11 protein-coding genes are annotated in these 12,703 nt (G+C 55.3%); all 11 read right to left on the bottom strand.

Annotation, left to right across the window (positions count from 1 at the left end; all coding sequences use genetic code 11):
• Window positions 1–172 precede the first annotated feature (172 nt).
• The 11 genes from AC6I8K_RS13855 to pbpC all read right to left on the bottom strand — a co-directional run bounded on the left by AC6I8K_RS13855 (window position 173) and on the right by pbpC (window position 12,701).
• Entirely contained in the window at window positions 173–400 is a 228-nt protein-coding gene (locus AC6I8K_RS13855; protein ID WP_497826913.1) for a zinc ribbon domain-containing protein, read from the bottom strand.
• A gap of 129 nt (window positions 401–529) precedes the next feature.
• Complete coding sequence (der, locus tag AC6I8K_RS13860) at window positions 530–2,020, bottom strand: ribosome biogenesis GTPase Der (protein WP_064739548.1); 1,491 nt, start codon at window positions 2,018–2,020, stop codon at window positions 530–532.
• Window positions 2,021–2,198: 178 nt separating this feature from the next.
• The gene (gene bamB / locus AC6I8K_RS13865; protein WP_064739549.1) at window positions 2,199–3,380 is read right to left on the bottom strand and encodes an outer membrane protein assembly factor BamB; all 1,182 of its coding nucleotides are present in this window, start codon (window positions 3,378–3,380) and stop codon (window positions 2,199–2,201) included.
• 19 nt (window positions 3,381–3,399) lie between these two features.
• Window positions 3,400–4,017, bottom strand: a complete 618-nt coding sequence (locus AC6I8K_RS13870; protein ID WP_483815966.1) for a YfgM family protein — start codon at window positions 4,015–4,017, stop codon at window positions 3,400–3,402.
• Between the two features lie 39 nt (window positions 4,018–4,056).
• A complete protein-coding gene (gene hisS / locus AC6I8K_RS13875; protein ID WP_064739551.1) occupies window positions 4,057–5,331 on the bottom strand; it encodes a histidine--tRNA ligase in 1,275 nt (424 codons plus the stop codon).
• Between the two features lie 106 nt (window positions 5,332–5,437).
• Entirely contained in the window at window positions 5,438–6,559 is a 1,122-nt protein-coding gene (gene ispG, locus AC6I8K_RS13880) for a flavodoxin-dependent (E)-4-hydroxy-3-methylbut-2-enyl-diphosphate synthase (protein WP_008108306.1), read from the bottom strand.
• A gap of 38 nt (window positions 6,560–6,597) precedes the next feature.
• The gene (gene rodZ / locus AC6I8K_RS13885) at window positions 6,598–7,620 is read right to left on the bottom strand and encodes a cytoskeleton protein RodZ (RefSeq protein ID WP_497826914.1); all 1,023 of its coding nucleotides are present in this window, start codon (window positions 7,618–7,620) and stop codon (window positions 6,598–6,600) included.
• Window positions 7,610–8,344, bottom strand: a complete 735-nt coding sequence (gene pilW, locus AC6I8K_RS13890; RefSeq protein ID WP_483815968.1) for a type IV pilus biogenesis/stability protein PilW — start codon at window positions 8,342–8,344, stop codon at window positions 7,610–7,612. Before pilW ends, rodZ begins: the two co-directional genes overlap by 11 nt.
• Before the next feature lie 75 nt (window positions 8,345–8,419).
• Window positions 8,420–9,589: a dual-specificity RNA methyltransferase RlmN gene (gene rlmN, locus AC6I8K_RS13895; RefSeq protein WP_064739554.1), complete on the bottom strand. Its 1,170-nt coding sequence runs from the start codon at window positions 9,587–9,589 to the stop codon at window positions 8,420–8,422.
• Window positions 9,590–9,776: 187 nt separating this feature from the next.
• The gene (ndk, locus tag AC6I8K_RS13900) at window positions 9,777–10,208 is read right to left on the bottom strand and encodes a nucleoside-diphosphate kinase (protein WP_007884899.1); all 432 of its coding nucleotides are present in this window, start codon (window positions 10,206–10,208) and stop codon (window positions 9,777–9,779) included.
• Window positions 10,209–10,376: 168 nt separating this feature from the next.
• Window positions 10,377–12,701 (bottom strand): peptidoglycan glycosyltransferase PbpC, encoded by a 2,325-nt coding sequence (gene pbpC / locus AC6I8K_RS13905; RefSeq protein ID WP_497826915.1) that lies wholly within the window; start codon window positions 12,699–12,701, stop codon window positions 10,377–10,379.
• Window positions 12,702–12,703 lie beyond the last annotated feature (2 nt).

Below are 12,703 nucleotides of genomic sequence, written 5' to 3' on the forward strand. Positions count from 1 at the left end.
AGCGAGGACACAACGCAGGTGAGAGTGATTCTCGCTACAAGGCGGCAGGATTGTACCACCTGGTACAATAAAAAGTGAATATCCATAACGCGGTAGTCACTGGTTAATAGCATTTTTGCTACAAATCCAGTCGTAAGCTATTAATAACTATGACGCCGGGCGGCGAATTTTCTTACTGCAACGCTAAGTCGGGGATAAATTCGACACGCTTCTTCGAAATGAGTCCATCACCGTGCGGGCAAAAGTAGTCCACCGCACCGCAGGCTTTCAGCACCTGCAAAGGTTGATGGCAATCAGGGCACAAGGCGATGTGCGTGAAATGACGTTCGCAGTGGGAGCAGTCAAAACCGGTTTCATCGTGAGTCAGCAGCTGCTGGCAGATTGGGCATGGAGAATTCATAGAACTTCCTCTGCATTTGGCGGTTGGTCGCCATAAATGGCGACCCTACGTTTAAAGCGCTCGGTTTTCGTAGGGTGCGCATTCATGCGCACCTGCATAAAAAAAGGGCCCTGCTGGGCCCTTCTCATTTTAACGCTTGTTCTTCTTCAGGTGCGACATCAGACGCTGACGTTTACGCTGCTGCGTTGGCGTCAGCAGGTTGCGTTTGCCCGCGTACGGGTTATCGCCCTCTTTGAACTGAATACGGATGGGCGTGCCCATCACGTTGAGTGAACGACGGAAGTAGTTCATCAGGTAACGCTTATAGGAATCCGCCAGATCCTTGACCTGGTTGCCGTGAATCACCACGATTGGCGGGTTATACCCCCCGGCATGCGCATATTTCAGCTTCACGCGGCGACCACGTACCAACGGCGGCTGGTGATCGTCGGCTGCCATGGTCATGATGCGCGTCAGCATTGCGGTGCCCACACGTTTGGTAGAGCAGTCGTATGCTTCGGTCACGGATTCGAACAGGTTACCCACGCCGCTGCCGTGCAGGGCAGAAATAAAGTGGATGCGCGCAAAATCGATAAAGCCCAGACGGAAGTCCAACTGCTCTTTGACTTCATCTCGCGCTTCCTGCGTCATGCCATCCCACTTGTTGACCACAATCACCAGTGAGCGCCCACTGTTGAGGATGAAGCCAAGCAGTGACAGATCCTGATCGGAAATTCCGGCACGCGCATCAATGACCAGCATCACTACGTTAGCGTCTTCAATTGCCTGCAACGTTTTGATAACGGAGAATTTTTCTACAGTTTCGGTGATTTTACCGCGCTTACGTACGCCCGCGGTATCAATCAGAACATACTCACGATCGTCACGTTCCATCGGAATGTAGATGCTATCGCGCGTGGTGCCTGGCATGTCAAAGACCACAACACGATCTTCGCCAAGAATGCGGTTAGTTAGCGTTGACTTACCCACGTTAGGGCGGCCAACGATAGCCAGTTTGATCGGCAGTGTGGTGGGGTCGAAATCTTCTTCTTCCTCTTCCTCCAGCGCCTTCTCACCCTCTTCTTCTAATTCTGCCCAATAGGCGGCATTCTCTTCTTCTTCGGTGAGTTCCACTTCCGGAACGATTTCTTCCATCCACGGCAGCAATGCCGTTTCCAGTAGACTGTTAACTCCACGGCCATGCGAAGCTGCAATGGCGTGAATCTCACCTAAGCCCAGCGCATAGAAATCCAGCACTGCCGCTTCCGGGTCAATACCGTCAGTTTTGTTGGCGACGACAAAGGTGGCTTTTTCACGTGCACGCAGATGATTAGCGATTTGCTGATCCGCCGGCATCACGCCCGCGCGCGCATCCACCATAAACAGCACCACATCCGCTTCTTCAATCGCCAATAGCGACTGCTCCGCCATGCGGTTTTCAACGCCTTCCTCGGTGCCATCAATACCGCCGGTATCAATAACAATAAATTCGCGCCCTTCCACTTCGGCGCGACCATATTTGCGATCGCGAGTCAGTCCAGGAAAATCCGCTACCAGCGCATCACGTGTGCGTGTTAAACGGTTAAATAGCGTAGATTTTCCCACATTGGGACGCCCAACCAGCGCGACCACAGGTACCATAACACTTGCCTCAGTTTTTAAAATAATTCGCCCGAATGGCGTGATTATAACGACATTTGACGCCAGGCGTCAGGCTGAAGGCGCAAAGAATACCATGCCTGACTAAAAACGAAACGGCCCCTGACGAATCAGGAGCCGTATAAGCGAGCGGGAAACGCGTTCCCGCAAAGCCAATTCCTTAACGGGTGATGGCGTAAACTTCTCCGCCTTTCGCCTGGATCAGCAGTTTGTCACCGGCCACAACCGGTTCAGTCTGGAAGCCATCGCTGTCCAGTTTCTGCTGCGCGACGAAGCGACCGTCAAGGGTGTTGATCCAGTGCAGATAACCTTCGCTATCACCCACCACCAGATAGCCGTTGAACAGCACTGGCGAAGTCAAATTACGATGCAGCAGATCGCTTTGACGCCAGATGGCTACGCCACCGTCAGCATTCAGGGCGATCACGCGGTCATCCTGATCGACCAGATAGATACGACCGGCATCAACCACCATGTCTTTAACGCCGCCAATCTCACGTTTCCACAGCACCTGACCGGAGCGCAGATCCAGCGCGGTAAGATTACCGTTGTACGCAAGCGCATAAACGACACCGTTAACCACGACTGGCGTGGTATCGACATCGCTCAGGCGATCGATTTCAGTGGCGCCGCTTGGCTGCGAAATACGCTGCTGCCAAATCAGCTGACCTTGATTAACAATGACTGCGCTGACGCGGCCATTGTCGCCACCGACGATTGCGCCGCCAAAGGCCACGGTCGGTGCCGATTCACCGCGCAGTGACAGCGCTGGCATATCGAGGTTGACGGTCCATTTGACAACGCCAGTGCTTTGATCAAGACCTTGCAACATACCGTTGCTGGTGTGCACCAGCACTAAACCGTCGCTCACCACCGGACGCGACAGCGCTTCACCGGCGACTTTGGTCTGCCAGGCAATACCACCATCGCTGGTATTCAACGCAAATACCTGACCACGTTCGCTACCGATGTAGATGCGATCGCCGCTGGCGGTGACGCCGCCAGAAAGCAGCGCAGAGATGTTTTTCGAGAAGAAGCCGGTTTTCTCAGAGAGATCGACTTTCCATTTCTCTTTACCATTGCTGGCATCAAGCGCTTTAACCACACCAAAACGATCCGCAGCATACACGGTACCGTCCAGCCAGGCTGGATGCAGATTGGAATAGAAATCACCAACGCCGTCCCCGACCGAGGTGCTCCACGCAGTCTGCGGCGTAAACTGGTTTTCCACTTTAGGCAGCGGGGCCATTTTCACTACATCTTCTTCGCCGCTGAACAGCGAGCAACCGCTGAGCAGAGTGACTGAAATCAGCCCTGGCAGCAGGTATTTACGTAATTCCATGTGCGCTCTCTTGACTGGCTTAACTTAAGTTATTCATCTTCATCTGCAGCATTTGCTTCAGCGCAGGAGAGGCCTGCGATTCAGCACCTTTGCTCCAGGCATCACGCGCGCCCTGCTTATCGCCTTTGCTCAGCAGTGCTTCGCCACGAATGTCCGCTACAATGGCTGTCCAGCCATCACCTTTAACATTGTTAAGGGTAGAAAGTGCGGCATCGGCCTGACTTTGCTGCAATTGAATGCGTGCCAGACGCAGGTTAATCACCGCCTGCAGGTTGGCATCTTTGGTATCTTTCAGCCCACTCTGTAACAGAGCGATAGCTTTATCTAACTGATTAGTTTCAACATACTGCTTAGCCAGATCCAGCGAAGCCAACGCACCATAGGTATTGTTGTTTTCGCTGGCGAAAGTGGCCACCGCTTGCAGCGAATCAGGCTTGTCCGCCTGCATCGCACTAGTCAGCTGTTGATATTCTGCTGATGCCGCTTTATCGGTTCCTTCCTGATGGCTGGACCAGAAACGCCAGCCACCCAGCGCAGCGATACCGATGATTACGCCTACGGCCAGGAATTTGCCGTTATTGGCAAAGAACTGACGCAGCGCGTCAACTTGTTCGTTTTCGTTGCTGTAAACTTCCACGCAATCCCTCTCTTTAAAATGGCTGTTGCAGTGCTGCGCTTACTGCAGCAGCGTGCGCAACGTTGCAGCGGCGTCGCTCTGAGCCAGCGTCTGTTGATCGCCGGTACGCAAGTCTTTCACCACAACCTGGCCCGCGTTCACTTCATCTTCGCCCAGCACCAGCGCAATGCGTGCGCCCCACTTATCTGCACGGGCAAACTGCTTCTTGAAGTTACCGCCACCGAAGTTGGTCATCAGCTTCAACGCGGGATCAGCATCACGCAGTTTTTCCGCCAGTTGCATCGCGGCGGACTGAACGCCCTGCCCCGAAGCGATAACATAGACATCAACAATGCGCGTCGGTTCAAATTCTGGATTAACCGCTTGCACCAGCAACACCAAACGCTCCATGCCCATGGCAAAACCCACGGCTGGCGTGGCACGACCACCCAACTGTTCGACCAGACCATCGTAACGTCCGCCACCGCACACCGTGCCCTGCGAACCGAGGCTGCTGGTCACCCATTCAAACACGGTACGGTTGTAGTAATCGAGACCGCGCACCAGGCGCTGGTTGATGCGATATTTAATGCCAGCGTCGTCGAGCAACCCGCACAAGCCACTGAAATGCGCACGTGATTCCTCATCGAGGAATTCGCCCAGCGTTGGAGCATCGTTTAACAGTTTCTGGATGTCAGGATTTTTGCTGTCGAGCACGCGCAGTGGGTTGGTGTACATGCGGCGCTTGCAATCTTCGTCCAGTACGTCCTGATGTTGCTCAAGAAACGCCACCAGCGCGCTGCGATAGTTGGCGCGCGCGTCCAGCGAACCGATAGAGTTCAGCTCCAGCTCGACGTGCTCAGCGATACCTAACGCTTTCCACCAGCGCGCGGTCATCATAATTAGCTCAGCATCAACGTCCGGGCCTTGCAGGCCGAAGACTTCCACACCCATTTGGTGGAACTGACGGTAACGACCTTTCTGCGGACGCTCGTAGCGGAACATCGGACCGGTGTACCACAGACGCTGTTCCTGGTTGTACAGCAGACCGTGCTCGATACCGGCGCGCACGCAGCCTGCGGTGCCTTCCGGACGCAGCGTCAGGCTTTCGCCGTTGCGGTCTTCAAAGGTGTACATCTCTTTCTCAACCACGTCGGTGACTTCACCGATCGCGCGGCTGAACAACGGGGTGTGCTCAACGATTGGCAGACGGATTTCACTGTAACCATAGCTGGCCAGCACCTGCTTGAGAGTGCCTTCAATACGCTGCCAAATTGCGGTATCCGCCGGCAGGTAATCGTTCATCCCGCGAATCGCTTGAATATTCTTCGCCACGTTAGAATCTCTTTAAGACAAAAAAACCTGAGCGGCATCATACCTTATGAGGATGAAACCGCACAGGTTCAATCACAAACTGGCACGCGACTGGCGCGCACCAGGCTTATTTTTCCAGCTGCTGCACGTTGATGCGGCGGCTTTCATCCAGCATGCTGGCTTTGGCGCGGATACGCGCTTCCAGCTGATCGATCATGTCGTTGTTATCGAGACGATCGCGCTGGCGTACGCCATCTTCGTAGAAGCCGCTTTTCTTGGCCCCGCCGGTTACGCCGAGGGTAGAAACCGTGGCTTCCCCCGGACCGTTCACCACGCAACCGATAATGGAAATATCCATCGGCGTGATGATGTCTTCCAGACGCTCTTCCAACGCATTGACCGTACCGATGACATCAAACTCCTGACGCGAACAGGTCGGGCAGGCAATAAAGTTGATGCCACGCGCGCGGATGCGCAGAGACTTGAGGATGTCATAGCCGACTTTCACTTCTTCAACCGGATCGGCCGCCAGTGAAATACGCAGCGTATCGCCGATGCCTTCGGCCAGCAGCAGGCCTAAACCAATCGCCGATTTAACTGAGCCCGCGCGCGCGCCACCCGCTTCGGTGATACCGAGGTGCAGCGGCTGATCGATGGCTTTCGCCAACAGACGATAGGATTCAACGGCAAGGAAGACGTCAGACGCTTTGACGCTTACTTTGAACTGATCAAAGTTAAGGCGATCGAGATGATCCACATGGCGCATCGCAGATTCGAGCAGCGCCTGCGGTGTTGGCTCACCGTATTTTTCCTGCAGATCTTTTTCCAGCGAACCGGCATTCACGCCGATACGGATCGGAATATTGTAATGACGCGCACAATCCACCACCTGGCGGATACGCTCGTTGTTGCCGATATTGCCTGGGTTGATACGCAGACAATCGACGCCATATTCCGCGACTTTCAATGCGATGCGATAGTCAAAGTGAATGTCCGCTACCAGCGGCACGTTGACCTGTTGCTTAATCAGTTTGAAGGCTTCAGCCGCATCCATCGTGGGAACGGAGACGCGAACGATATCAACCCCGACGCGCTCAAGCTGGCGAATCTGGTTAACGGTGGCGTCCACATCAGTGGTGCGGGTGTTGGTCATTGACTGAACGGCGATGGGCGCGCCATCACCAACTGGCACCTTGCCGACGTAAATCCGTGTTGATTTGCGACGGATAATGGGTGCTTCGTTATGCATATTCTCTCTCCACAATTACCCGGAAAGCGCGCTGCGCGTTATTGCGCACCCAGCGTCAGACGGGCAACCTGGTTATTACGGATAAAACGACTTAAATCAACGGGCTGATTCTGATATTGCACGTCAACCGCACTTGGTGCGCCAATTTTCAGACGATACGGAGCCGTTCCGGACAAACTTAGCTTACCGCCACTACGTTGCAGACCGCTGAACAACTTCTTACCGGTCGCATCGCTCACTTCCAGCCAGCAATCCGCTTTGAAGTTCATCACCACAGCATTCGGATCGCCTGCCGGTTGGCTGACTGCCGCATTCGCGGTAGGCATTTGGCCTGCAGGAACGCTATTCGCCGGTGCTGGAGACGTCGCCGCTGGCGGTGCCGTATCAATTGGCGCCTGGCTTGGCGAAACCACGGCGTTGTCGCTGCCGTTGGTTTGCGCTGTAGTGTTATTGCTCGCAGCCGGTGTGCTGCTCGCGTTGTTGCTTTCAGGCGTGGCCACAGCGCCAGCACCGTTATCGACTGGCGTACCGGCAGCGTTGGTATCTGCATCGGCATTGCTATCGGTACTGTTGTCACCCAACGGAATGGATTGGCTATTGTCGCCGCTGCCGTTTTGATCGGCCATCGACACCAAATCAGCCTGTGACGCTTTATGATTCTGCCACCACCACGCACCAGTCAAACCGACAACGACGAAAATCACCAACCAGGTGAAGATCATCAGCCAGCCATCGCGCTTTTTACGACGCTTACCCAATGAGAAGCTCTGCATCGGCTCGATTTTGGCGGCGCGCATGGGGGCCTGTTTTGCCATCATCGGCAGCAGGTCATCTTCTGGCACATGCACCAGACGAGCATAAGAGCGAATGTAACCGCGCAGGAAGGTAGACGCTAAATCAGCAGGTGATTTGTCCTCTTCAATATCGCGTACGGTAGTAAGTTTTAGGCACAGGCGTTCAGCGACGTTTTGCTGGGTCAGTCCCATTTGCTCACGGGCCAGACGCAGGCGTTCACCTGTGGAATGTACTGCAGAATTCTCTTGAGTGGCTTCAGTATTCATTAGCTAAATAACGCTGGTACTGTATCGATTGTGGAAAACTTCGCGCCAACCGGTCGCCATAACGTGTAACGTCAGCAGCGTTTCCCTGTTGCGCGGCGAAACGTATCTGTAACCATAAGCTCTCAGCCGTTGCAGGCAAATGCTGATGGTACACTTCTAAAAGCAGCGGAACCGACTTCTGTTCCCGCTGTTCAAGCCGCCTTTCCACTTCCCTTAGCAGTTGACTGCCCTGCTCCGGTGCGGCATCCAGCGCGTAACCTAATTGCTCGCGCGCTGCGGCACTCTCATCAGCCTGCAGGTAACAATAGCCCGAAAACAGGAATGCATCCTGACGAGCATCGATTTCCTGCGCCTCAATTGCCAGCTTAAACTGTTGATGCGCTTCGTCATACTGCCTTAAACCGCAGAGAAACGCACCGTAATTGTTAGCGACGTAACCATTCCGCGGCGCTAACTGCTGTGCGCGTTGGTAGTGCCAGCGCGTTTGTGCGCTATTCTGTTGCGCCTGCGCCACACGAGCAAGGGCTAACGGAACGCGATAATCCTTTGGCGCTGCCTGCTGAGCACGTAACAAATTGCGCTGCGCGGCGGCATAATCCTTCACTGCCAGATAGTGCAATCCGAGCTGCAAGCGGATATCCGCTGCGCTTTGCCTTGCAGGATGATTGACACAACCGGTTACAACAAAGCCCGCCAGAATCGCGGCGAATAATCCTTTATGCATTTCAGTCTCTCCCTAAAAAATATGCGGAGAGACTGACATGAGTTACGCCCGCTGAATATCAGCAGGCGCTGGCTTTCAGAGCGCCTTCACAGAGATGGCTTCGCCCGCCATTTTCTTACGCAGCGTACGCTTAGTCCGGTCAATCACATCGCCTGCTAACTGACCACAAGCGGCGTCGATATCATCACCACGGGTTTTACGCACAATGGTGGTGAAACCGTAATCCATCAGGACTTTGGAGAAGCGATCGATACGGCTGTTAGAGCTACGGCCATACGGCGCGCCGGGGAACGGGTTCCACGGAATCAGGTTGATTTTGCACGGCGTCTCTTTTAGCAGTGCCGCCAGCTCATGCGCATTGTCGGTGCTGTCATTGACGTGATCCAACATCACGTACTCAATGGTCACGCGGCCCTGATTGGCGTTGGACTTACCGATATAGCGTTTTACCGCCGCAAGGAAAGTCTCAATGTTGTACTTTTTGTTGATCGGCACGATCTCGTCACGAATGGCATCATTCGGCGCATGCAGCGAAATCGCCAGCGCTACGTCGATCATATCACCCAGCTTGTCCAGCGCCGGCACCACACCTGACGTTGACAGCGTAACGCGACGTTTTGACAGACCGAAACCGAAGTCGTCCAGCATGATATCCATTGCCGGCACCACGTTGTTCAGGTTAAGCAGCGGCTCGCCCATGCCCATCATCACCACGTTGGTGATCGGACGTTGACCGGTAATTTTCGCGGCACCGATGATTTTCGCGGCGCGCCATACCTGGCCAATAATCTCTGACACGCGCAGGTTGCGGTTAAAGCCCTGCTGCGCCGTAGAACAGAATTTGCACTCCAGCGCACAGCCTACCTGTGAAGAGACGCACAGGGTTGCGCGATCCGCTTCCGGGATATAGACGGTTTCAACCAGCTGGTCGCCCACGCGAATTGCCCATTTAATGGTGCCATCGGTGGAACGCATCTCTTCCGCCACTTCCGGTGCACGGATTTCAGCGCGCTGCATCAGCTTACCGCGCAGCACTTTGTTGATGTCAGTCATCTGCTCGAAATCATCGCAGCAGTAGTGGTACATCCACTTCATGACCTGATCGGCACGGAACGGCTTTTCGCCCATCTCAAGAAAGAATTCACGCATCTGCTGACGGTTGAGATCCAGCAGGTTAATTTTTTCGTTTTTGGGGGAAACAATCACGGGGGAAGCGGACGACGGCGTCACAATCTGTTCGGACATAATGTTCTCTGGCCTCGTTGTTACACGTTACGGCTCTGGTTAATAGTAGGAAAAAAACAGCGCCCTCGCTGAGGCTAGCTCAACAAGGGCGCGTAATTGTACTACATCTGCTGCATGATGCCAGGGGAACCGTTTCACCGATGTTGAACAGCTGTAAAGACGCGTGTCCGCCTGACCCTCAATGCACTTAGCGAGTGCGTGGGCAGACTTCGTTTTCTGCGAAGAAGTACGCGATTTCGCGTGCTGCAGATTCAGCAGAGTCAGAACCGTGGGTCGCGTTCTCGGTGAAGCTGTCCGCATAATCAGCACGCAGAGTACCTGCCAGCGCGTTATCTGGGTTAGTTGCACCCATCAGATCGCGGTGACGCTGAACAGCGTTTTCGCCTTCCAGTACAGAAACCACAACTGGACCAGAAGTCATGAATTCAACCAGACCATCAAAGAATGGACGGCCTTTGTGCTCAGCGTAGAAGCCTTCAGCCTGCTCTTTGGTCAGGTGCAGCATTTTTGCGCCAACGATTTTGAAGCCCGCGCTTTCAAAACGGTTATAGATTGCACCAATCACGTTCTTAGCGACGGCGTTTGGTTTCACGATTGAGAAAGTACGTTCGATTGCCATGTTGACCTCTAGTTAGCATCCTGAAGAATCCGGGAGCTCCTCCCGGTAAGAAAACGCGCCGATTATAGGGACATCATGGCGCGTTGCCTATTGGCGATTGGTGGAATTATTGAAAATAATTGATTTTTGTCGGGGCGCGCAGGCAAAAAGTATGCCATATCCATGTACTCAACCGCGGGTAAAGGCCACCGATGACAGCTGCCCCGCTTCATCCATCACCACCAACTGATAACTTCCCGGCTCATCCAGTACCAGCGCCGCACTCTTGTTGCTCGCGTTACGCTCAAGCGGTTGCCCGTTTAAAAACCACCAGCGCTGCTCACCTTGCCCGCCCTGCACGGCTACCGACATCACCAGCACCACTTTGCCCGGCAACGGCTGTACGCGTTGACCATTGATCACACCGGTAATCACCATGGGCGGCGCATTGCCCTGATTGAGTGGCGGACAAGTAGGATCGATCGGCGGCAAGCGCTGGGCACGCCGTTCCGCATCCGGCAGCCAGGGTTCAAGTGGCAGCGGCCACATCAGGCGCTCACGGCTTTGTGCATCCGGGCAATCTGCCGCCACGCGCAATCCCCGGCTGTTTTGCCAGTAGCGCTGGCGTAAGCCATTGACGCTCTCCTGCCCCGACGCCAGCAGCGTGGGGGGCACCGTTTGATTCAATACCCAACTCTGACGACGCTGGCGACAGTTCTCGTCGCCGAAGGGTAACGGCTGTCCGCCAGGCCAGCAGATGCTCATGGCGCTGACCGATGACGGGCGCGGATCGCGCGGCGCACCGTTCACCGGCATATGCCCCGCCAGCAGATTATTGACCTGATTCATCACCGGCACCGCCGAGGCAAAACCAAACTGACCGGCGACGGGCGTTGCATCAGGCCGTCCTACCCATACGCCAATCAGATAGCGCGGGGTGATACCTATCGTCCATGCATCGCGATAGCCATAGCTGGTACCGGTTTTCCACGCCAACGGCACTACGTCTGCCACCGCACCGCTGGCCGAGGGTTGTGCCGCGCCTGCCAGAATGCGCCGTACAATCCATGCCGCGCCCGGCGACAATAGCGGCCTTTCTTGCAAGGGTTGTGTCGTCAGCCAGCGTAACTGCGCCGCGTTACCGTGCCGGGCAAAGGCGCTGTAGGCAGCCATAATCTCATCCATACGCGCGCCGGTGCCACCCAGCACCAACGAAAGATTTGGCTCCGCCCCTGCAGGAAAGCGCAGACTCAAACCCACATTACGTAATCGCGCGGCGATGTTTTTTGGCCCCAGCGCATCCAGCAATTGTACAGCAGGTAAATTGAGCGATCGCTCCAGCGCATCACTGGCGCTCACTGGCCCGTGAAAGCCCGAATCAAAGTTACCGGGACGATAGTCGCCGAATCGACGCGGCACATCCTGCAGCAGCGATTCGCCATGAATGAGCCCATCATCCAGCGCCATACCATAGACAAAGGGCTTCAACACCGATCCCGGCGATCGCACGCTGGATATCATATCGACGTGACCAAAACGGCTGTCGTCATTGAAATCCACCGATCCGACATAGCCGCGCACTTTCATGTTTTGATGATCCACCACCAGCAGCGCCAGCGAGGTTCGCGGCGGCAGGTTGCTTTTCAGCGAGGCAGCCAGATTCTCGAGTTCGCGCTGTAGCGACACATCTATCGTTGAGGTGATTTTGTTGTCGGGCGACAGCGACAATAAGCGGCGGGCCAGCAGCGGCGCACGTTGCGGCATCTGACGCGGCGGCAGCCACACCGCTTCTTGTTTGATATCGGCGACATCCTGCGCTGACCAGACGTGATATTCCGCGAGGCGATCCAGCACTTTATTGCGTGCGATTTCGGCGCGTTGCGGCCAGCGGTCAGGACGCAAGCGGCTCGGCGCCTGAGGCAGCACCGCCAGTAGTGCCGCCTCACCTTTGGTGAGCTGTGAAGGCGGTTTCCCCAGCCACATCCAGCTCGCTGCGCCAACACCCTCAACCGTGCCGCCAAAAGGGGCGCGATTGAGATACAGCGTAAGGATGTCGCGTTTAGAGAGATGATATTCCAGCTGTAGCGCGCGCCACGCCTGCACCACTTTGCCGCGCAGGGTGCGCGGTTGCGGATCAATAAGACGCGCCACCTGCATAGTGAGCGTGCTGCCGCCGGACACCACGCCGTGATGCAGCACGTTTTGCCCCACTGCGCGCACAATCGCCATGGGATTGATGCCGGGATGATGCCAGAACCAGCGATCTTCGTAGGTCAGTAGCGCCTCAATGTAGGCGGGCGACACATCGTCCAGTGCTACCGGATAACGCCACACGCCCTGTTTGTCAGCAAAACGCCACAGCGGCGTGCCGTCTTCGGCCACCACGACGCGCGCCGGTTGCACGTCGTGCAGCGGCAATGGCGTGAGTCGATCCAGCAGCCACAACGCGACCAGCAGCGCCAGTAAAAAAAGCGGTAGCCAGCGCCACCGCTTTAGTCGGTTACTTCCAGACATCA

It is taken from the genome of Pantoea sp. X-Soil-ISGK-421 (assembly GCF_059730785.1).

Bases quoted from the DNA above. Each gene is read 5' to 3' on its own strand.
- rodZ (WP_497826914.1), bottom strand. From the start codon at position 7,620: ATGAATACTGAAGCCACTCAAGAGAATTCTGCAGTACATTCCACAGGT.
- ispG (WP_008108306.1), bottom strand. From the start codon at position 6,559: ATGCATAACGAAGCACCCATTATCCGTCGCAAATCAACACGGATTTAC.
- AC6I8K_RS13855 (WP_497826913.1), bottom strand. From the start codon at position 400: ATGAATTCTCCATGCCCAATCTGCCAGCAGCTGCTGACTCACGATGAA.
- ndk (WP_007884899.1), bottom strand. From the start codon at position 10,208: ATGGCAATCGAACGTACTTTCTCAATCGTGAAACCAAACGCCGTCGCT.
- pbpC (WP_497826915.1), bottom strand. From the start codon at position 12,701: ATGTCTGGAAGTAACCGACTAAAGCGGTGGCGCTGGCTACCGCTTTTT.
- pilW (WP_483815968.1), bottom strand. From the start codon at position 8,344: ATGCATAAAGGATTATTCGCCGCGATTCTGGCGGGCTTTGTTGTAACC.
- der (WP_064739548.1), bottom strand. From the start codon at position 2,020: ATGGTACCTGTGGTCGCGCTGGTTGGGCGTCCCAATGTGGGAAAATCT.
- rlmN (WP_064739554.1), bottom strand. From the start codon at position 9,589: ATGTCCGAACAGATTGTGACGCCGTCGTCCGCTTCCCCCGTGATTGTT.
- bamB (WP_064739549.1), bottom strand. From the start codon at position 3,380: ATGGAATTACGTAAATACCTGCTGCCAGGGCTGATTTCAGTCACTCTG.